Source organism: Pseudoclavibacter endophyticus, assembly GCF_008831085.1.
Taxonomy (GTDB): Bacteria; Actinomycetota; Actinomycetes; order Actinomycetales; family Microbacteriaceae; genus Pseudoclavibacter; species Pseudoclavibacter endophyticus.
Genome location: NZ_WBJY01000002.1, coordinates 376,859 through 396,391, shown reverse-complemented (window position 1 = coordinate 396,391; position 19,533 = coordinate 376,859). Strand labels below are relative to the sequence as shown.

20 protein-coding genes are annotated in these 19,533 nt (G+C 64.1%); 9 read left to right on the top strand and 11 right to left on the bottom strand.

What is annotated here, in order from left to right; translation table 11 throughout:
* The first annotated feature begins 160 nt into the window (after positions 1 to 160).
* The 8 genes from F8O04_RS11475 to F8O04_RS11445 are packed head-to-tail and all read left to right on the top strand — an operon-like array spanning position 161 to position 7,098.
* Positions 161 to 1,261, top strand: coding sequence for a response regulator (locus F8O04_RS11475; RefSeq protein WP_158029506.1), 1,101 nt, complete (start codon positions 161 to 163; stop codon positions 1,259 to 1,261).
* On the top strand, positions 1,258 to 2,235 hold the full coding sequence (locus F8O04_RS11470) for an ATP-grasp domain-containing protein (protein ID WP_158029505.1): 978 nt from the start codon (positions 1,258 to 1,260) through the stop codon (positions 2,233 to 2,235). The genes F8O04_RS11475 and F8O04_RS11470 overlap by 4 nt, the downstream gene beginning before the upstream one ends.
* Complete coding sequence (locus tag F8O04_RS11465; protein WP_158029504.1) at positions 2,232 to 2,978, top strand: PHP domain-containing protein; 747 nt, start codon at positions 2,232 to 2,234, stop codon at positions 2,976 to 2,978. The genes F8O04_RS11470 and F8O04_RS11465 overlap by 4 nt, the downstream gene beginning before the upstream one ends.
* Complete coding sequence (locus tag F8O04_RS11460) at positions 2,975 to 4,474, top strand: glycosyltransferase (RefSeq protein WP_225735023.1); 1,500 nt, start codon at positions 2,975 to 2,977, stop codon at positions 4,472 to 4,474. The genes F8O04_RS11465 and F8O04_RS11460 overlap by 4 nt, the downstream gene beginning before the upstream one ends.
* On the top strand, positions 4,471 to 4,626 hold the full coding sequence (locus tag F8O04_RS14860; RefSeq protein ID WP_188726414.1) for a hypothetical protein: 156 nt from the start codon (positions 4,471 to 4,473) through the stop codon (positions 4,624 to 4,626). Before F8O04_RS11460 ends, F8O04_RS14860 begins: the two co-directional genes overlap by 4 nt.
* Positions 4,623 to 4,979 (top strand): response regulator, encoded by a 357-nt coding sequence (locus F8O04_RS11455; RefSeq protein WP_188726413.1) that lies wholly within the window; start codon positions 4,623 to 4,625, stop codon positions 4,977 to 4,979. The genes F8O04_RS14860 and F8O04_RS11455 overlap by 4 nt, the downstream gene beginning before the upstream one ends.
* Positions 4,976 to 5,347, top strand: a complete 372-nt coding sequence (locus tag F8O04_RS11450; protein WP_188726412.1) for a response regulator transcription factor — start codon at positions 4,976 to 4,978, stop codon at positions 5,345 to 5,347. Before F8O04_RS11455 ends, F8O04_RS11450 begins: the two co-directional genes overlap by 4 nt.
* On the top strand, positions 5,344 to 7,098 hold the full coding sequence (locus tag F8O04_RS11445) for a sensor histidine kinase (RefSeq protein WP_158029501.1): 1,755 nt from the start codon (positions 5,344 to 5,346) through the stop codon (positions 7,096 to 7,098). The genes F8O04_RS11450 and F8O04_RS11445 overlap by 4 nt, the downstream gene beginning before the upstream one ends.
* A 25-nt stretch (positions 7,099 to 7,123) precedes the next feature.
* Here the strand turns inward: F8O04_RS11445 and F8O04_RS11440 are convergent, their stop codons facing one another.
* The 7 genes from F8O04_RS11440 to F8O04_RS11410 all read right to left on the bottom strand — a co-directional run bounded on the left by F8O04_RS11440 (position 7,124) and on the right by F8O04_RS11410 (position 14,359).
* Positions 7,124 to 7,723, bottom strand: coding sequence for a YdcF family protein (locus F8O04_RS11440; protein WP_158029500.1), 600 nt, complete (start codon positions 7,721 to 7,723; stop codon positions 7,124 to 7,126).
* A gap of 5 nt (positions 7,724 to 7,728) precedes the next feature.
* Entirely contained in the window at positions 7,729 to 8,730 is a 1,002-nt protein-coding gene (locus F8O04_RS11435) for a Gfo/Idh/MocA family protein (protein WP_158029499.1), read from the bottom strand.
* Positions 8,730 to 9,827, bottom strand: a complete 1,098-nt coding sequence (locus F8O04_RS11430) for a DegT/DnrJ/EryC1/StrS family aminotransferase (protein ID WP_158029498.1) — start codon at positions 9,825 to 9,827, stop codon at positions 8,730 to 8,732. Before F8O04_RS11430 ends, F8O04_RS11435 begins: the two co-directional genes overlap by 1 nt.
* Entirely contained in the window at positions 9,824 to 10,426 is a 603-nt protein-coding gene (locus F8O04_RS11425) for an acyltransferase (protein WP_158029497.1), read from the bottom strand. Before F8O04_RS11425 ends, F8O04_RS11430 begins: the two co-directional genes overlap by 4 nt.
* Complete coding sequence (locus F8O04_RS11420; RefSeq protein ID WP_158029496.1) at positions 10,419 to 11,753, bottom strand: nucleotide sugar dehydrogenase; 1,335 nt, start codon at positions 11,751 to 11,753, stop codon at positions 10,419 to 10,421. The genes F8O04_RS11425 and F8O04_RS11420 overlap by 8 nt, the downstream gene beginning before the upstream one ends.
* Positions 11,754 to 11,838: 85 nt before the next feature.
* On the bottom strand, positions 11,839 to 12,909 hold the full coding sequence (locus F8O04_RS11415) for an O-antigen ligase family protein (protein WP_188726411.1): 1,071 nt from the start codon (positions 12,907 to 12,909) through the stop codon (positions 11,839 to 11,841).
* 250 nt (positions 12,910 to 13,159) lie between these two features.
* On the bottom strand, positions 13,160 to 14,359 hold the full coding sequence (locus F8O04_RS11410; protein ID WP_158029494.1) for a lipopolysaccharide biosynthesis protein: 1,200 nt from the start codon (positions 14,357 to 14,359) through the stop codon (positions 13,160 to 13,162).
* Between the two features lie 122 nt (positions 14,360 to 14,481).
* Between F8O04_RS11410 and F8O04_RS11405 the strand changes: the two genes are divergently transcribed.
* Positions 14,482 to 14,679: a hypothetical protein gene (locus F8O04_RS11405; protein ID WP_158029493.1), complete on the top strand. Its 198-nt coding sequence runs from the start codon at positions 14,482 to 14,484 to the stop codon at positions 14,677 to 14,679.
* A gap of 232 nt (positions 14,680 to 14,911) precedes the next feature.
* On the opposite strand, the gene F8O04_RS11400 is transcribed toward F8O04_RS11405, so the two are convergent.
* The 4 genes from F8O04_RS11400 to F8O04_RS11385 form a co-directional block, all read right to left on the bottom strand.
* Positions 14,912 to 16,087: a glycosyltransferase family 4 protein gene (locus F8O04_RS11400; protein WP_225735043.1), complete on the bottom strand. Its 1,176-nt coding sequence runs from the start codon at positions 16,085 to 16,087 to the stop codon at positions 14,912 to 14,914.
* Between the two features lie 183 nt (positions 16,088 to 16,270).
* Positions 16,271 to 17,311: an ATP-grasp domain-containing protein gene (locus F8O04_RS11395; protein ID WP_188726410.1), complete on the bottom strand. Its 1,041-nt coding sequence runs from the start codon at positions 17,309 to 17,311 to the stop codon at positions 16,271 to 16,273.
* A complete protein-coding gene (locus tag F8O04_RS15240; RefSeq protein ID WP_188726409.1) occupies positions 17,304 to 18,407 on the bottom strand; it encodes a GNAT family N-acetyltransferase in 1,104 nt (367 codons plus the stop codon). Before F8O04_RS15240 ends, F8O04_RS11395 begins: the two co-directional genes overlap by 8 nt.
* On the bottom strand, positions 18,404 to 19,519 hold the full coding sequence (locus tag F8O04_RS11385) for a DegT/DnrJ/EryC1/StrS family aminotransferase (protein ID WP_158029656.1): 1,116 nt from the start codon (positions 19,517 to 19,519) through the stop codon (positions 18,404 to 18,406). Before F8O04_RS11385 ends, F8O04_RS15240 begins: the two co-directional genes overlap by 4 nt.
* Positions 19,520 to 19,533 lie beyond the last annotated feature (14 nt).

Below are 19,533 nucleotides of genomic sequence, written 5' to 3'. Positions count from 1 at the left end.
CGGGCTCCTCGGGTCGGCGGGCCGCGGGTCAGCCTAGTGAATGGCGTCGGCGCGCCCGGCCGCAGGTCTGGCGCCCTCGCGGAGCCCGAATGGGGTTTCGACCGACGGGGTACCGCCGCGCTGCCTTGTGTCGCGGATCGAAGGACCATACTCTCAGGCCATGCCATCGCCCTTTCGCGTCCTCCTCGTCGAGGACGATGAGGACGTGGCCCTGTTCGTCAGCACCGTGTTGACCCGGCGGCTCGCCTGCGAGGTCCAGACCCTGCACAACACGACCGGCGTGCTCGACGCCACGCGCGAGTTCGCTCCCGATGTCCTGCTCACGGACGTCGAACTTCCCGGTGGCAACGGACTCGACCTGATCGCCGAGGTCCGGCGGATCGATCCAACGATCTCGTGCGTGGTCATGACCGCGCACGCCTCGATCGATTACGCCGTGCGCGCGCTGCGGGATCACGCCGACGAGTTCCTGCAGAAGCCCATCAGCTCCGAGCAGATCACCTCCACCATCGAGCGACTCGCCGCCCAGACGCGCACGGCGCGCGCGGCCAGGCGCTCGCGCACCGTGCTCGCGATCGGCGCGCATCCGGATGATGTCGAGATCGGCATTGGCGGCACATTGGCAGCCCACGCGGCAGCGGGAGATCCGATCGTGATCCTCACGCTGTCGCGCGGAGCGCGTGGAGGAAACGGGAGCGATCGTCAGCACGAGTCGCTCGCCGCAGCGGAGATGCTGGGAGCGAGGCTGTTTCTTGAAGACCTCACCGACACGGCGATTCCGAACAACGACCCGACGGTCGGCATCATCGAGCGCGTTGTGGCCGAGGTGGCACCGAACATCGTCTACACCCACTCCCGGCACGACCGGCACCAGGACCATCGCGCGGTCCACGAGGCGGCACTTGTGGCCACGCGACGCGTCGAGGGCGTGTTCTGCTATCAGAGCCCCTCGGCGACGATCGACTTCCGGCCGTCGCGGTTCATGACCATCGACGCGCACCTCGACGCGAAGCTCCGCCTGCTGGGGGCCTACTCGTCGCAGGCCAGCATCCGCGACTACCTCGAAGAGGATTTCGTGGCGGCGACGGCCCGGTACTGGTCGCGCTTCAGCCCGGCCAGGCACAGCGAGCCGCTCGAAGTGATCCGAGACACGAACCAGATCGGTGGACCGGCGCCCGAACCGTCGTCGACGGCGGCGGCGACGACGACGACGACGTCGACGACGACGACGACGTCTGCTGCCTTAGAAGGAGAGCTATGAGTCGCATCCGCGTCCTCGTCACCGGCGCGGGCGGCCCCGCAGGGGTCGCGGTGATCCGATCGCTGCTGCGACGTGGCGAATTCGACGTCGTCGCAGCCGACATGGACGGATGGGCGAGCGGCCTCTATTTCGTGGGGCCCGACAATCGCCGCATCATCCCTCCCGGGCTCGCCGAGGGTTTCTTCGACGCCGTCGCCGCGATCGTGGATGCGGACGGCGTCGATGTCGTCGTCTCGACCGTCGACGCCGAACTGTCGTCGCTCGCGGCTCGACGCGACGAGCTCGGGGCGGTGCTCGCCGCGCCCTCCGCCGACGCGCTCGCCACCTGCCTCGACAAATGGGTACTCGTGCGCGCCTGCGCCGCGCATGCGCGCGTGCCCGAGTCGACGCTGCTCGACGCCGACGGCATCGCCCGCGAGCGAGCGTTCCCCGTCATCGTCAAACCGCGTCGAGGCTCCGGATCGCGCGGCGTGCGCCTCGTCGAGTCGCGTGCGGCGCTGGAGCGCGAGGCGCCGGATGACGATCAGCTCGTGCAGGAGTACCTGCCCGGTGACGAGTACTCGGTCGATGTCTTCATGGATGCCGCGGGGAATGCGATCGCGGCGGTCCCTCGCCTGCGTGCGCGCGTCGACTCCGGGGTCGCGGTCGCCGGCAGGACGGTACGGGACGATGAGCTCGAGCGCACGGCCGCTGCCTGCGCACGCGCCGCGGGCATCGTCGGCGTTGCCAACGTGCAGCTCCGGTATGACGTTGCGGGAGTGCCGGCGCTGCTCGAGATCAACCCGCGGTTCTCGGGCGCCATGCCCCTCACGGTCGCCTCCGGCGTCGACATGCCGTCGTTGGCGGTCGATCTCGCGCTCGGCCGCTCGCTCCCGGTCTCGGTGCCGTTCCGCGAGATCGCGAACGTGCGCTACTTGGAGGATGTCTTCGTCGAGGTGGAGGAGATCATGGGCCACGGAGTGGGAGGCGCATGAGCGCCGAGGTCTCGCTGCTCGAGGACTGGCACATCCACTCGACGTTCTCGGACGACGCCGTCAGTTCGATCGACGAGAACATCGTCGCGGCAGAGGCGCGGGGCCTGCGGCGTTTGCGGCTGACCGACCACGTGCGCGCATCGACCGCGTGGGTGCCCGAGTTCGCCGCGGCGGTACGCCGCGCCCGCGGAACGACGGAGGTCGACGTGCGGTCAGGAGTCGAGGCGAAGATCCTTGATGCCAGGGGCACACTCGACGCTCCGCCGGACCTGCTGCTGGGCGAGGGCGGCGTCGACGACGTGGTCATCGCCGACCACCAGTTCCCCGGTGTCGACGGCCCATGGTCGCCGCGCCGAACCCGCGAGCTGCTCGCGAGTACGCTGCGGGCCTCCGACGCGATCGACCTGCTGGTTCAGGCCACGATCGGCGCGATGCGCCTGGCCGACGGTCGCGGCCAACTGGCGCATCCGTTCTCGATCCTTCCGAAGGTGGGACTCGATGAGTCGCAGGTGACGGACGAGCACCTGCGGGCGTGGGCGCAGGCCGCGCGGAAGACCGGCACGAGGATCGAGGTCAACGAGAAGTGGGCGTGTCCCTCGCCTCGCGCGATCGCGGCCGCAATGGCGGCGGGAGCCACGGTCGTCGCGTCATCCGACAGTCACGATGCCGCCTCGGTGGGACACTACGTGCGGGTGCGCGACCTCCTCGCCGCGGCGCGCGACCTCACTGGTGATGCCGGATGACGGCTGAAGGTCTCGCCGCGGCCGGTATGACCGCGCTCACGACGGTGCTCGTGCTCTTCGCGCTGATCGGCGCGGTGCCGTCCCTCACGATGGCCCTGCAATTCGTGCTCGTGCCGTTCCATGCCGTTGCGAATCACTACCGTCGCGCGGCGCCGTACTACCCCAACGTGGCCGTCGTCGTTCCGGCGTGGAATGAAGCGGCGGTGATCGGTGCCTCGATCGACCGCCTCATGGCGCTCGACTATCCATCCGATCGCGTGCGCGTGTACGTGGTCGATGATGCCTCGACCGATGAGACCCCCGACGTGGTTCGGGCGAAAGCCGTGCAGTACCCGGGCGCGGTCTTCCACCTCCGGCGGGAGCGCGGGGGCGAGGGGAAGGCGCATACCCTCAACCACGGCCTGCGTCACGTGCTCGCGGAGGACTGGATGGAGGCGCTCCTCATCATGGACGCCGATGTCGTCTACCTCCCCACCTCGTTGCGCCGCATGACCCGGCACCTCGCCGACCCCGAGGTCGGGGCCGTCACCGCGTACATCCGGGAGGGAAGCCAGCGCAAGACCACGCTGACGCGGTTCATCGCCTTCGAGTACGTGCTCTCCGAGCTCGGCGCGCGCCGCGCCCAGAACGTGCTCGGAGCAATGGCCTGCCTCGCCGGGGGCGCGCAGCTGCATTCGAGAGCCAACCTCGTCGACCTGGGCGGTGCGATCGACACGAGCTCGCTGGCAGAGGACACAGTGACGACGTTCGAGACGCAGCTGGCGGGGCGCCGCGTTGTCCTTGAACCGCATGCGGTCGTGCTCGCGGAAGAGCCCGACCGGGTGGCAGGGCTGTGGAAACAGCGACTGCGCTGGGCTCGCGGGAACGTGCAGGTGACGAAGCGCTACCGCCACATCTGGTTCCGCCCCTGGAAACGCGACCGGCTGAGCTCGGTGTCGTTCGGGCTCGTGTGGTTCAGCGTGCTGCTCCTGCCCGTGTTCATGCTGCTCGCCTCGGTGGGGCTCGTGGGCCTGTATCTCATCGATTCTCCGCTCACCTCGATCATCTTCCGATCGCTGTGGATCAGCGTCGGATGCGCGTACCTGTTCTCGATGGCCCTCGGCGCCCAGCTCGACCCGCGCACCTCCCGCATCGCATGGCGCGAGATCCTGCTGTTCCCTGGCCTCATCTCGATGGTCGTGATGCTTTCGGCGTTCTTCCCGGGCCTGTTCGACGAGCGCGTCCCCCAACTGTTTGGGCTGCGGTTGACCGATACGGGCTATGACGTCTGGAACCTGGCGGTGTTCTCGTGGATCTCGCTGTGCATGGTGGCCGCCTGGTTGATCAAACTGATCGACGGCACCCGGGCGGGGTCATGGCTCTCGCCGCTGCTCATCTACCTCATCGGCTATGGTCCGATTCTGTGCGCGATCACGCTGGATTCGTACATCAAAGAGGCACGGGGAGCAGCGATGACGTGGGACAAGACCGAGAAGCGCGGCAAGGTGCTCGCGTGACCGCCGCGCGCGATGACCAGGCGTGGCGTGCGCTGACCGAGGATGAGATCGAGAACGATCGTCGGGCCGAACGCCGCCTGCCGTGGCAGGCGCTCATCGCACTCGTCGTCGTTGCCGCGATCGTGCTCGTTCGCGAGGTGGTGTTCCTGTGACCGGCACGACTCCCCTCGTGCTCGTGCTCGACGACACGACCGACCAGCGTGAGCTGCTGCGTGTGCACCTCGAGCGAGCCGGGTGCAGGGTCGACGTGGCGGCGACGTTGAGCGAGGCCGAGGAGCGGGTGCGCCATGAGGCACCCGACATCGCGGTCATCGACCTGCTGCTTGGCGATGAGAACGGGTGGGATGCGCAAAAGCGACTGCGTGAACTCTCGCCGCGCACGGCGATCGTCATCTCGTCGGTGCTCGATGCGGCCGACTATCCGTGCGCGGATGCGGTGCTGCCGAAACCGTTCACGCGCACGCAGGTGGCCGAAATCGTTCACGAGCTCAGGCGAAGCGCGTGAGGCGCGTGGTCATCGCCGAGGACGACGCCGACATCCGGTCGCTGATTGAGATCGCGGCGCGCCGCGCGGGGCTGGAGATCGTCAGCACACACGGCGACGGGATGAGCGCACTCGCCGCGGCACGCGCATCCGATCCCGATCTGCTCGTGCTCGACGTGTCGATGCCCGAGATGACGGGCTTGGAAGTGCTGCAGCAGTTGCGGGCCGAGCGCGATGACACCCGGCCGCGAGCACTCGTCGTCTCGGCGAGCGCGGACGAGCCCTCGCGCAGCGCGGGAGAACTCGCCGGCGCCGATGCATACGTCACGAAACCATTCACCGTTCGCGATCTCACGTCGCGGCTCAGCGACCTGGCTGCCCGTCAATGAAGCGGGTGTCGCTGTTCTTCGGCCTCGCGCTCGATGCGGCCGAGCCCTGGGCCAGGCAGACCGCCTCGGTCGTCGGCCTCGCGCTCGCGTTGCTCACCGCCTGGGTCATGCCCTCGACGGAGTTCGTGATTCCCGAGGCAGCCTGGGCGGCGGTCGCAGCCGTCTGTCTGATCACGCTCGCTGCCTTCGTTGTCCCGTGGGCGAAGCTCCCCCATGGCTGGCGTTTGCTCGTGCCGCTCGCCACGATGCTGGCGTTCGGCGTCTTCCGCATGGGCACCGGCGGTCCGCAGTCGTTGTTCACTTCGCTGATTTTGCTGCCGCTCATCTGGATCGCGACCGAGCCGGGGCGCAGGAACGCCTGGCTCGGCGCGATCACGTCAAGCGTCTCGATCCTCATGCCCTATCTGCTCGGGGTTCTGCCGTGGGCCGATGAGCAGGTCGTCCGCGCGGCCTTCACGCCGCTGATCTTCTTGGTGGTCGCGACGGTCGTGAACGAGCTGGCGCGACGTGCCCGTGCGCAGGTGGAGGTGGCGAAGGCGCTCGCCGACGAGCGTGCGAAACGGCTCGAGGAGAGCCGGGCGAACGAGGCGGCCCTCGCGGCGTCGCGCGAGCAGCACGCCGCAGCGGAGGCGTTCTTCCGCAGCCTGTGGGAGGCGAAGCTGCACGCCGTCATGGCCGTCACCGACAACGACGGCACGCTCATCGAGTGGGGACCAGGCGGCGACGCGCTGCTCGGGCGGCCACGGGATGAGGTCGTCGGCACGCACCGATTCACCGATCTTGTCGCTCCCGACTCGCTCGAGGCGATCGGCGCCAACGGCCCCTCTGGCTTCGGCCGGTTCGTCGAAGCCGCCTCCAGCACTGGCTCCGCCGGGCTCAGCGCCGAGATGCTGCGCGCTGACGGCACGCTGTTGACGGTGCGGCTGACGTGCTCGCCTCGACACGACGCGTCGGGCGAGGTGGTGGGTTGCATCTTCATCGCACACGACATCACCGAGCTGAAGGAGGCGTCACGACTGAAGGACGAGTTCGTGGGAGGCGTCTCGCACGAGCTGCGAACCCCGCTTAGCTCGATCCTCGGCTACCTCGAACTGGCGCAAGATCCCGAGAGCGGCCCGCTCACCGACGAACAGCGGAAGTATCTCGGCGTGGCCGAGCGGAACGCGCACCGCTTGCTCACGCTCGTCGGCGATCTGCTCTTCGTCGCGCAGGTCGACGCCGGCAAGATGCCGTTGAAGCGCGCTCGACTCGACCTGGGCGACCTGCTTGATACGTCGATAGAGCGTCTGCTCCCGACGGCGCAACGCGCCTCGGTCAGCCTCGTGCTCGAGCGCAGCGAGACGCCGCTCACGATCGACGCCGACCCGGTGCGGCTCGGGCAAGCGATCGACAATCTCATCTCGAACGGCGTGAAGTTCACGCCCGCGGGTGGCACGGTGCGGGTGTCGGCCAGGCGAACGGATGGTCACGTCGTGATCGCCGTGGCCGACACGGGCATGGGCATCCCCGCCGACGAGATGAAGCGACTGTTCACCAGGTTTTTCCGCGCCACCACCGCCACGCGCCAGGCGGTGCCCGGGGTGGGCCTGGGGCTGAACATCACGCGGGCGATCGTGACCGCGCATGGCGGCGAGATGTCCGCGGACAGCGTGGAGGACGAGGGGACGACGTTCGAGATCGCGCTGCCGGTAATCGGTTCGTCGCCGGGCGACGGACCAGGGTGGGGCGAGCGCGGTACCGCCTCAGAGTAGGGAGCGGCCGGATGAGCCCAACGGGTCAGCAACTGAAGGTGGCTGCAGCCTTTCCCCATGCACCGGTCTCATAGACCAGCTCTCGGGCCCATCGCTGCGGCGTCATGGGTCGGTTCTGCTCCAGCACGATCGCGATGTCGAGGTCGACGCAGCGGGCCACGTACATGCGCGCGCGGTTCGCGTGCGTGTGCATGCTCACGAGGATGACCGATGACCAGCCATGCTGCGCCGCGAGCGCCGCAATGTACCGGGCCTCGCCCTGTGTCGTATTCGGATCGGGAGGAAGGCACAGCACCTCGAAGGGCTGCTGCGTCGAGCACACATCGACCCTATCGGGCGTGTAGCCGCCCGACCGGGCCACCGACACCACCAGCATCTGCGCGTAACCCGCCTCCACGAGCGCGACCGCGGTGTCGACCCGCTGCGGGCGCGCCGGGCCGAGCACCACGACGGCGTCGGCCTGCTGCGGTTCGTCGACGCGCGGCAGCGCCACGAGGCTCACGAGCAGGAACACCCAGCAGGCGAGGCAGGCCAGTGCTACGGCGAGGTAGCGGGCGATGAGCCGTCGAGGAGGTCGCGAGCCGTCACGCGGCGGCGTCTTTCCTGTCGGACTCGTGACGTTCACTCGACTTACTCGGGGACGCGCACAGGCGTGCGATCCCGCGCAGAGGCGAGCCCCGCTTCAATGACTTCCAATGTGCGCTGCCCCTGTTCCAACGTGACGACGTCATTCGGGATGCCGAGCACTGCATCCCGGAACGTCTCGTGCTCGACCCGTAGGGGCTCACGCTTGGCGAATGCGAATCGAGTCACGTCGCCTTCCGAGACCCCGCGGAATGCGGTCACCGACTCCCATTCGAGCGGAATCGTACCGTTGGCGTAGAAAGTCAGGTCGCCCGTCGCGGTGTCTGCGACGAAGGCCCCGCGCTCGCCGCTGACAACGGTGACGCGCTCCTTGATCGGGGAGAGCCAGTTGACCAGGTGGTTGGTGATCACACCGTTTGCCAAGCGCCCGGTGATGGCGATGAGGTCTTCATGCTCGCGCCCGGATTTGAAGGCGGTTTGCGCGAAGACGTACTCGAAGTCGCTCTGCGCGACCCACGCCGTAAGGTCGACGTCGTGCGAGGCGAGGTCTTTCCCAACCCCCACGTCGGCGATTCGCGAAGGGAACGGGCCCTGTCGCCGCGTGGCGATCTGATAGACCTCCCCCAGCTCTCCGGCTTCAAGACGCCGGCGCAGCTGCTGCAGCGCCGGATTGAACCGTTCGACGTGACCTACCGCGCCAACCAGCCCGGCGGCAGCGAATGCGTCAACGATGCGGCGACCAGCTGCGACAGTGTGGGCGATCGGCTTCTCGATGAGTGTGTGCACGCCCGCGGCCGCGAGCTTCAGCGCGACCTCCTCATGAAAGCGCGTCGGCACGGCCACGACGGCCGTATCGATGTTGGCGTCGATGAGGGCGTCAATGTCCGGCAGCACCGGGAGGTCACCGGCGACGCCGTGTGGGTCGCCGCCGGGGTCGGCGATCGCGACGAGGTCAACGCCGTCGACCTCGCGGAGGACGCGTGCGTGGTGACGCCCCATCATCCCGATGCCCAGCAGGCCGGCACGGAGCACAATGGAATCCGTCATCACGCACCTGCCTGGGCTACCGCGTTGACGGCCGTCACGATGCGCTCGATGTCGGCCTCAGAAAGCGATGGATGCACCGGCAGCGACACCACTTCGCGAGCCGCTCGCTCAGTCTCTACGAGGTTGGTTTGCGGCGCATACGGCGCGAGCGACTCGAGCCGGTGATTGGGAGTCGGGTAGTACACACCGCTGCCAACCCCGTGCTCGTCTCGGAGCGCCGCGACGAACCCATCCCGGTCTTCGGGAACACGCACCGTGTACTGGTGGTACACGTGGACGGCCGCCGCTTCAACCGGCGGAACGACGACGCCGCGCAGGTTTGCATCGAAGAACGCCGCATTGCGCTGGCGGGTCCGGGTCCAGTCGTCGATCTTCTTCAGCTGAACCCGACCGATGGCGGCGTGGATGTCGGTCATGCGGGCATTGAAACCCACGATCTCATTCGCGTAGGCCCGTTCCATGCCTTGATTCCGCAAAAGGCGCATGGCACGAGCAAGCCCATCGTTGCTCACCGCGACCATGCCGCCCTCGCCACTCGTCATGTTCTTGGTCGGATACAAGCTGAACATTGCGAACTCACCGAATGTGCCGACCGGCCGGTTCTCGAGCGACGCGCCGTGCGCCTGTGCCGCGTCTTCGTACAGCGCTAACTCGTGCTTCTGCGCGATCGCCTCGAGCTCCGTGATTCGTGCCGGGTGCCCGTAGAGGTGGACCGGAAGGATGCCCCGTGTCCGAGGAGTGATTGCGGCCTCGACAGCGCTGGGGTCGAGGCCGAACGTGCGAGGTTCGATATCGACGAACACGGGCGTCGCACCGGCGAGCACGACGGAGTTTCCCGTCGCCGCGAACGTGAAGGACGGCACGATCACCTCGTCACCCGGTCCCACGCCGGCGGCGAGGAGGCCGAGGTGCAATCCGGCGGTGCCTGAGTTGACGGCGACGACCGGTCGATCGAGATGGAAGTGCTGCCCGAACTCGGTCTCGAACGCGGCTACCTCGGACCCCTGCGCCACCATTCCGCTGCGAAGTACTCGGTCGACTGCGGCGCGTTCTTCCTCACCGATGATCGGCTTTGCCGGCGGGATGAAGTCGTTCATTCGGCGGCCTCCTGGAGTTCGTCGCCGGTTTCGAGGTAGACGTCGCCGGTTACGGAGTCTCTCCACCGGCCTTCGCCCTCGTCGACGAGTGAAACCCCGCTCTTGCCGACCCAGCCGATGCGTTTGGCGGGCACACCAACGACGAGGGCGAAGTCCGGCACATCCTTCACGACGACGGCACCGGCTCCCACCATGGACCAACGCCCTACGGTGAGGGGTGCCACGAGCGTGGCACGCGCCCCGATCGACGCACCTCGTTCGACCCGGACACCCACTGCCTGCCAATCCTCGGCGTTCTTGGGCGTCCCATCGGGATTGATCGCCCGTGGGAACTCATCGTTCGTGAGCACGACAGAGGGTCCGATGAACACGCCCTCCGCGAGGTGCGCCGGTTCGTAGACGAGTGCGTAGTTCTGAATCTTTGAGTTGTCGCCGACGTGGACGCCGGTACCGATGTACGCGCCTCGACCGACAATCGTGTTCCGCCCGAGAACCGCGCCTTCACGCACCTGGGCCAAATGCCAGATCGAACTGCCGTCACCAATTCGGGCGTCGGGAGCAACATCGGCCGTTTCGACGATCCGCACCCGGTCAGCCATGAGCACCCCCAGCTGCGAAGCTCGGCCCGTCCACCCCGCCGGCCCCGACAACGAGGCGAGGGGTACCGAGCCATCGACCGGGCTCCGTCACGTTACGCCCATCGACGAGCAGGCGAACGTTCGGGAAATCGATTGCGCCGAGGTCGCGGTACTCGCGGTGGTCGGCCTGCACGACGACGACGTCGGCCGGCTCGCCGAGGTGATGTGGGGCAAAGCCGAATCGTTCGAGTTCCTCGTCGCTGTAGAGCGGGTCGTGAACGGTGACGTTCGCGCCCGCCGCGCGAAGTGCGTCGACCGTGGGGAACACGCCCGAGAAGGCGGTCTCTTTCACGCCTCCGCGGTACGCCGCTCCGAGGACGACGGCGGAAAGCCCTTCGAGGCTGCCGAGCGTCCGTACTGCATCATCCACGAGGTTCTGCGGCATCGACGCGTTCATGACACGTGCTGTCCGCACGATCGACGCTTCGCTATCGGTCGCGAGGTAGAGCCTCGGGTATACGGGGATGCAGTGTCCGCCAACAGCGATGCCCGGTCGGTGGATGTGGCTATATGGCTGCGAATTAGATGCCTCGATCACCTTGTAGATATCGATGCCCGTTCGATCCGCGAAGCGAGCGAACTGGTTCGCGAGGCCGATGTTGACGTCCCGGTAGGTCGTTTCGGCAAGCTTCGCGAGCTCCGCCGCTTCGGCGCTGCCGAGATCCCACACGCCGTTCGGCCGTTGCAAGTCCGGCCGCTCGTCGAATTCAAGCACGCTCTCGTAGAACGCCTTCGCCCGTGCTGCGCCCTCCTTGGACAGCCCCCCGATGAGCTTGGGATACTTTCGGAGGTCAGCGAACACTCGCCCCGTCAAGACGCGTTCCGGCGAGAAAACTACGTGGAAGTCACGTCCTTCCACGAGACCGGACGTCTGCTCGAGCATCGGTTTCCACCGACCTCGCGTTGTCCCGACGGGCAGGGTGGTCTCGTACGACACCAACGTGTCGGCTCTGAGGTGCTCGCCTAGCGACCTGGTGGCCCTGTCCATCCAAGCGAAGTCTGGCTCCCAGGTGTTGTCGTCCACGAACAACGGGACCACCAGGACGACCGCGTCGGCGGCGGGGACCGCCTCCGCGTAGTCGGTGGTGGCGCGAAGGCGACCTGCAGGTACGAGCGCCTCGAGTTTCTCTTGCAAGTGAGCCTCGCCGGGGAATGGCTCGCGCGCCTCGTTGACCGCGGCGACTACCTCCGGGTTGATGTCGACCCCTACGACATCGTGCCCCGCGTCAGCGAACTGCACTGCCAGGGGCAAACCGATTTTTCCAAGGGCGATGACTGCGATTTGCACAGTCATACACTAGCCGTTCCAAGGAAGGTGGCCTGGCAGGCCACTCCAACAGCTGCACACCCCGCCTAACGCCTGGAAATAGAGTTCAAGCACAGGAACCGCCGGAATTTTCACGCCTCGGGTACTGAGCGGGCAGGATAGCCGGTGAGGTATTTGAACCCAAAGGGACACATGCTTCGCGACGAACAAGCGTTACCGACAGGACGAGCAGCACCCATGCGAATCTTGTATCGTAATAGTCACCCGAAAACATGGAAGCAACAAGAATCACGAAGGCCCCCATGAGCAAGAACAGGACATCCGTCGAATGCCGTTGCAGCCTAAATAACGAAACCACGAAGGAACACAGCGTTACCGCCAACAAGCCGCCGCCCACTATACCCGTCTCTGCCAAGGTGGACAAGACCAGATTGTGGGCATGATAGCCCTCTCCGAGATAGGAGAGATCGGAGGCAAAAGACCCCACACCAGCACCGGTCCAGAGGTTCTCGGTAAACATAGTCCACGCCTGTTCCGCAAGAAAGTCCCGGAGCGACGTATCACCTTCGACGAGAGGCTGAACAACATATCGATCATAAAGGGACGCCAACAGCGATGACGAAAGTAAACGGAGGAATAGGGCAAAAGCACCAATCGACAGCGAGCCCACGACCATGCATCGGACGACGCCAAATCGTCGCACCAATGGAATGAGCATGATTACGAACGCAACGACAACTGCCAATACGCCTCCGCGACTTCCGGAAAGCAGTGCGCCGACCCCAAATATGGGGGCGAAGATCATTAGCACCCGCAGGCGCCTGCGCCGGAGCGATAGAGCAAACGAGGACACGACACCCAACGCCATGATTCTCACAAAGACATTCGGGCCGCTACCAAAAGCGGAGAAGCGCCCCGATGGCCCATCACCCGGACCGGAAGCAATGGCAGCCACGAAATACACCAAGGCCGCCGCCCACAAAAACCACCAGATAACGGCAATAGACTCTGAGTCTGAATGTCGAAAAATCCAGTCTACGACGAGAACAACGCCGACCAGAAGAACAACATCCTCTATCTGCGCGAACACATTGACCGCCGGACTGGACCACGCAGAAGAAACGATGAGCCAGCCCGACCAAAGCAAGAACCAAACCAAACTCGCCGGCGGCAGCATGGGCGTCGCGGATGGTCGCCGAACCGCGAACCAGAAGCCACAGACGAGGACCAAGGTGATGAACAAAGGCCAGCGCGCGTCCAAATCTAGGCCCGAGAAGACACGCGACAGTGGAAACCTACCGGATAGAAGCAGGATGAACCCAATTATGAGCGCGAACCGGCCGCCACTCGTGGGAGCACTCTTTTCGCCAACGAAAGCATGCTGCGTCAATAGCCTACCGCTCCGACTACGCCGACGCGATGGTGGCTTAGCGTCCATGACTACGCCGCCATCTGAGAACTTCGATCACTCCCATAAGTACAGCAACACCGTAGCCGACGATCGACCCCACCGCAGCACCCAAAACTCCGAGCGAGGGAATCAGTGCCAGATACGCAACGACTGAACACACTAGGCCAGTGATTTCGATGATCGAAACTCGACCAGGACGACTGGCAGCCAATAGGAGACCCTGCTGAACTCTTGCAATAGCGAACAGCACCGAACCAACTGCCAGCGGCAAAATCAATTCTGTTGCAGGCCGATACGCGGCTGGCAGAACGTGCGTCACTACGATGTGAGCCGCGACGCCCAATACGACCGACGTAGACGATGTGATCCCCAATGCAATCCCGTACAGCTGAGCTATTCTACGCGCCGATATCGCGTTGGAGTCACTTGCAACTCTCCACCGTCGGAGCGACGAGTCGACCCATTGCATCACCGGCCATGTTGCCATTTCCATAACCGTCGCAACGGTAACATACACTCCCAGGGATGCCGTTCCAATCAACGCTGGCAGCAATAACCTCTCCGACCGAAGCATCGCAGTATTGCCGAAGGAGGCAGGCAACAACTTGAGGCCCTGCTTGCGCACTGTCATCACAAGACGCGTGGCTTCCTCGCTCGCCGGGACCTTCACCCTATACAGAATCAGGATTATGACGCCCGCTAGGCCGCTGAAGGCGTACGCCAAGTACCAATAGACAGCATCGTTTACACGCATCGCCGCGAAGGCGGTCGCACAGAGCACAGTCAATACCTGCGTGATAAAGACGTAGGCTAGAAAATACGAAATGGTTCCACTCGCGATGGCCGCGACCCGTATACCTTTGCCTTGCACGTTGAACATTACGTACAGTGCCATGGCTGTCACGGCGAAACCCCAGTAGGTTTCGCCAACTACGAAGAGCACCACCGCAAAGGTAAAGGGGATTACCATACCCCACAATGCCGGCCTGACGATACGTGAGAATAGCGACAAGGACTGCCCGAAACTCGCCTCGACTGTGGCCATGAAGGGTCTCTCCACTCCAAGGACGACCACAACGGCCACCAGGTAGCTGATCTGCAACATCAACGCCAGCACCCCTCGCTCCGATGGTTGAAGCACCCCGGAGGCCAGTAAATTGACGACAAAAGCACTTGCGGCGTTCACAAGCTGACCGAGAGTCAGAAAGCCGGGCATTCGAAATCTGTTCACGTCACAGCACCAATTCGATGAAACGACTTGATGCGCCACGTCCGTTCAAAGATCCGAGGGCATCGATGCAGCACCGATTCATGGATGGGACACGCTCGACTACCCCTTTGATCATGCTCATGCGGCCCTGGACATTCACCAACCGCGGAGCCGATGGCTGGGACGACGAAAAGTTCAACTCTCGCCGCCGTAGTCTTCACAACCTGATTGGCTGCGGCGGCTTCAAAACCAGGGGGATCGTCGACCGCGACAACCCCAACGAAGTCGCGGTGGGCTTCAGTTCGGCTCGCGACCCGTTGGGATGATCTGCCCTTCAAGCCCCGTCGTACTTGGTCGCGCGACCGCGCCCATCCTCGCATTGGGCGGGCCAATGGGGCATTCGCAAACAACGCGACGTACTTTTCCATCAGCCGCGCGCCCGGCCCCGAGTGCTGCTTCATTCCAGCCACCTGCACACGCATAAGCGATCTCCGGGCGTGAACTGAACGCCGCCAATCTGTGGCGACCAAGGCATACTGGAAAACGTAGCGGACCAAATCAATGAATCCCTGCAACCAGATTCAACACCCTACTAAACTTGACCGCGAGTGAAGAATATGTGTTATTTTTAAGCACGAAGTCATATCCCTTGACTCCTAGATCCTTGCGACCCTGTGGACTCATGCAAGCGATTTCCACCATTGCTTTTGCGATGCCATGCACGTCGTTTGCCGACACGCTTACGCCGCACCCAGCCTCTTGAACGGGGTCGTTGAGTGCACTACTTGCAAATATGATCGGACGCCCGGCGAGCATGTAGTCGTATAGCTTATTGAGGCTAATTCCGTATCGATATACGGAATTGTCGTACATGTTGGCGACGAGACAGTCAGCTCTGCGTGCCGTATCCTGCACCTCACTCCGAGGTATTCTATGCCTAAACTCAATGGCCTCTGCGCAGCCCGATGAACTCGCTACGCCGCGAAGCTGTGCCTGCATGGGTCCATCGCCGACTAAAACAAGACGAGAGTTGCTCAGGCGAGAGTGGCCCCGCGCTTCCGCGAACGCACTAATAACACCTTCCAACGCATTGGCCCTTCCCTGCGCCCCTAGGTACATGAACGTGAACGAGCCTGAAGCTTCGTCTTCATCCACTGTTGCACCTACAAAAGAATCATCAACACCGTTGGGAATCCAGTAGAATGGTTTCTCGGAGAAGCCGTTCTCGTCCAAGTACTGGCGCACTCCCGGCAGAGGGGAGATAACAGAGGCAGCTTGTCGACATAATTGCATCGACAGAGCCGAGAGCAGCTTGGAAATTCGAGAGTCTTTATTGAGAGTACCAAGATCTACAAGTGTCTCCGGCCAGATGTCTCTGATCTCGTAGACGAAAGGGACACGTTTTCTCCGTGCCAACATCATGGCTGCCCAGGCCGCGAAAGGGTGCACCGTACTTCCAACAACAACATCGGGCCGACGTACACCTCGGCCCAGCGGTAGCCAAATGAGCATACTGGCGAAGAGAACCATGCTCAGTAGGCGCCGAACTAGGCTCTGCCCATATGCGGGCACCTTGATCCAGACCGTCGCCACACCACGCTCGATCCCTCGACGGAAAAGACGCGGCCCCTTCAGTCGCTGGCTTCCAGAAGGGTGCGTCGTGCTCGCCACAAACAGAGTAGCCTTCCAGCCACATGACTCGAGGTACTGCGCGATCCCCAAGTGCCGGCCCATCCTGCCGTCCTTCGACGGCAATGTCGTGTGGTGATTAATAATCCACACGCTTCGCGTCTCTACATGTGGACCGTCACTAACGTTCACCATAGACGTTCGCCATCCTCACTACCGCTCGATCTTGTCCGTGCGAAACCGTGAAATGTGGCTGTGCCGCGGGCAGACCACGTGTTCGTGAGATGTTCACGACGACACCCCCTGGTCGTCGCGCACGACGGCCTCGAATTTTGAGGATATAACACCCGACGCGTAGTTTAGGAACAGCCCGAGGGCGTCACCGCGGTGTCCGACAAGCTGTGCCACATACAGTCCCGGGATGTCTGCCCCGGCGAGATGGTTGAACGGATACCCACCGCCGAACCGAGGGTTGATGTCGATGACATGCTGCACCCCATGGTCATCGACGATGACGTCCACGTCGACGAGTCCCCGATGTCCAAGCCATCGAGCCAAGTGAGTCGCGACCTCAAAGAATGGTTCGCTTTCAACCGATTCCGCCTGGTCAGTCTCTCCCGCACGCATCCGCAGTTTCTCGCGCGCGAGCACGCCGGTGGCATGGGCATCTGGGAGTACAGGCGAGACGATATCAAGACCGAACTCAACCCCGGACAAGAGCGGCTGAACCACGCGTTCAGACGAGGACCACTGAGGCCACCCACCGTCTCGCATTTGCATGCGGGAAATGAACTCCGTGGAGGTCAACTTCTCGAGGCCCGACGATCCGCTTCCGCAGCGTTCCTTGACGATGACATCTTGCGCTCGAGTTGCAAGGTCCAATGCCTCATCGAAATGCGAAAGCGGCACAGTCTCCGGCGTCGGGACCCCGTATCGCCGTAGTTCCACGGACATCGCGTACTTGTCATGGATGGCTGCATGCCGGTCCGTCGCAAGGGAGAGCACCACCGTTCCGTGCTCTTCAAGTCGAGCGGCCAGTCCCGTCGTGGCAAGCGCCTCAATCTCGTAGTCATTGACACTAAAAAACAAGTGGGGACGCACCGCTTCAAACGTTTGCGCCATTGCATCCGAGTAACCCGCGTCCTCGTACCGGGGAACGACATGCCGGAATGATGAGCTCAGCATGCCAGCGCTTCGTGCATCGGCATCCGAGACATGCAGTTGCCCGTCGATGCCAAGTCGCTCAAACGCCTCGACGAACCAGCGGATCAGATAGACGCGACGCCCGATCGATCCTATGAAGACACGAACCTGCGGCCCGCTACTCATGCCCATGTCCTCTGGAGACGTCGAGCTTCATCGAGAGTCTTGGGGGGCTGAGCGTCGACTCCTCCGACCGGACGAAACCCAGGCTCTCGTAGAGCCGGACCGCGGCGATGTTGTCGGTGCTGGTCTCGAGCGTGAGCCGACGCACTCCTTTGGACCGCGCCCTCGCGATGAGCAACGTCATCGTGTCTCGACCGAACCCCATACCATGCCGACGAGGATCCACATATATATACAGATTGGCCTCTGAACCTGCGACGCGAAAGCCGCACATGGAGATCGGACGACCCGCGTTCGGGTCAACTCCGACCCAGTCGTAGCGCGTGTGATCGTTGCTCGCTCCCGCGAACCACGACCGCATGCCGTCTGCATCCGGCATGAATGAAATCGTCACGCCCGCACGCACCCGGGGATCGCTGAGCCATTCGACACGCGTTGCGAGGTGCTCCTCGCTGAGGGGAACAAGCTCTAGCCTCGGTGTTCGTTCAGGGCCGAAAAACTCGCTCATAGTCGCCTCACCATCGGCTACGACCCCGACACGCGTGACAACCGTCGAAAGTGTCTTGTAGAGGATCCAAACGTCGAGCCAGAAGCTGCGCTTTTCGACGTACTGAACATCGAGCGCGAGTCGGTCGTCCCAGCTCAGCGCATTACGACCGAGCACCTGAGCATAGCCGGTCACGCCCGGCCGAACCTCGTGGCGCCTCGCTTGCTCGGGCGAGTATCTCCCCAAGTACGACGATCGCAATGGCCGTGGCCCGACGAGGCTCATATCCCCGAGGACGACATTCCAGAGGCTCGGCAACTCGTCCAGACTGCTGGCCCGGAGACGCTTACCGAACGAAGTCATGCGGTCCTCATTGAGCACACGACCATTCTTTTCGTCCGGCGACAGCATGGTTCGGAACTTGTACAATCGGAACAGTTTACTGTCCCGCCCCGGCCTCTGTTGTGTGAACAACACCGGCGCTCCCAGGTTCTTCAAGACCAGTGCCGCGAGCACGAGTTGCACCGGCAGCGTAATTACCAGCATCGCGCTCGCCGCGACGAAGTCGAACGTTCGCTTCAGCCTGTCGTAGGAACGTCGCTTCGCGTTCATTGCTCGTTCAGAAAGGTCTTGATGGCCGCGCCAACGCGGTCGATCTGCTCGACGCTCAATGCCGACCCGCTCGGCAGCGTCAGCCCGGTACGGAACAACCCTTCGGCAGCCCCATTGATCTCGCCACGCGGGCCCTCGAACACCGGCTGCAGGTGCATGGGCTTCCACAGGGGACGGCTCTCGATGTTGTCAGCCGTCAGCGCAGCGCTGAGCTCCGCCGGCTCCCACCCAGTCACTTCGGAATCGACCAATATTGACGTCAACCACACGTTGTCGTGCTCGTCGCCCTCGGCGCCAAACACGCTGACTCCGGCGACGCCGGAGAACAGCTCCTTATATCGGTCGCGCAGCGCGCGGCGCCGGGCGATCATCTCGTCGAGGCGAGCCAGCTGCGCGCGCCCCAGCGCCGCAAGCAGGTTGCTCAGGCGATAGTTGTAGCCGATGTCGGTGTGCTCGTAATGCACCACCGGCTGTCGCGCCTGAGTCGCGAGGTACCGCACGTGCTTTGCAACCTCGGCGTCGTCGGTGAGCAGCATGCCGCCGCCAGACGTGGTCATGACCTTGTTGCCATTGAACGACACGATCGACACACGCCCAAAACTGCCCGCAGCGCGCCCCCGATGCGTCGCGCCCAGCGACTCGGCGGCGTCAGCCACGACCGGCACGTCGTAGCGCTCGGCAATCGCCTCAAGCGCGGTGTAGTCGACCGCCTTGCCGAGCAGATCGACCGGCACGAGCGCGGCAACCCGCTCGCCGGCATCGGCCAAGCGCCGCAACGCGCGCTCGAGCAGTTCGGGACACATGTTGCCGGTCTCGGGATCGGCATCGATGAAGTACGGCTCGGCGCCTGTGTAGACGATGGCGTTGGCGGTGGCCGCGAAGGTCATCGTCGACGTCACGACAACATCGCCTCGCCCCACTCCGAGCGTGAGGAGCGCGAGGTGCAGGGCAGCCGTGCCCGAGCTCAGCGCAACTCCGTGCTCGACGCCGACGCGCGTTGCCAGCTCCCGCTCAAACGCCTCGACATCAGGCCCAACCGGCGCGACCCATCCCGAGCGCAGTGCGGCAAGCAGATACTGCTCTTCGAGGTCCCCAACGTCGGGCGACGACATGTAGATCCGTTCGC

Coding starts and splice junctions, on each gene's coding strand:
- F8O04_RS11475 (WP_158029506.1), top strand. CDS start 161: ATGCCATCGCCCTTTCGCGTCCTCCTCGTCGAGGACGATGAGGACGTG.
- F8O04_RS11470 (WP_158029505.1), top strand. CDS start 1,258: ATGAGTCGCATCCGCGTCCTCGTCACCGGCGCGGGCGGCCCCGCAGGG.
- F8O04_RS11465 (WP_158029504.1), top strand. CDS start 2,232: ATGAGCGCCGAGGTCTCGCTGCTCGAGGACTGGCACATCCACTCGACG.
- F8O04_RS11460 (WP_225735023.1), top strand. CDS start 2,975: ATGACGGCTGAAGGTCTCGCCGCGGCCGGTATGACCGCGCTCACGACG.
- F8O04_RS11445 (WP_158029501.1), top strand. CDS start 5,344: ATGAAGCGGGTGTCGCTGTTCTTCGGCCTCGCGCTCGATGCGGCCGAG.
- F8O04_RS11435 (WP_158029499.1), bottom strand. CDS start 8,730: ATGACGGATTCCATTGTGCTCCGTGCCGGCCTGCTGGGCATCGGGATG.
- F8O04_RS11430 (WP_158029498.1), bottom strand. CDS start 9,827: ATGAACGACTTCATCCCGCCGGCAAAGCCGATCATCGGTGAGGAAGAA.
- F8O04_RS11425 (WP_158029497.1), bottom strand. CDS start 10,426: ATGGCTGACCGGGTGCGGATCGTCGAAACGGCCGATGTTGCTCCCGAC.
- F8O04_RS11415 (WP_188726411.1), bottom strand. CDS start 12,909: ATGCTGCCGCCGGCGAGTTTGGTTTGGTTCTTGCTTTGGTCGGGCTGG.
- F8O04_RS11410 (WP_158029494.1), bottom strand. CDS start 14,359: ATGCCCGGCTTTCTGACTCTCGGTCAGCTTGTGAACGCCGCAAGTGCT.
- F8O04_RS11400 (WP_225735043.1), bottom strand. CDS start 16,087: ATGGGCCGGCACTTGGGGATCGCGCAGTACCTCGAGTCATGTGGCTGG.
- F8O04_RS11395 (WP_188726410.1), bottom strand. CDS start 17,311: ATGAGTAGCGGGCCGCAGGTTCGTGTCTTCATAGGATCGATCGGGCGT.
- F8O04_RS15240 (WP_188726409.1), bottom strand. CDS start 18,407: ATGAACGCGAAGCGACGTTCCTACGACAGGCTGAAGCGAACGTTCGAC.
- F8O04_RS11385 (WP_158029656.1), bottom strand. CDS start 19,519: ATGTCGTCGCCCGACGTTGGGGACCTCGAAGAGCAGTATCTGCTTGCC.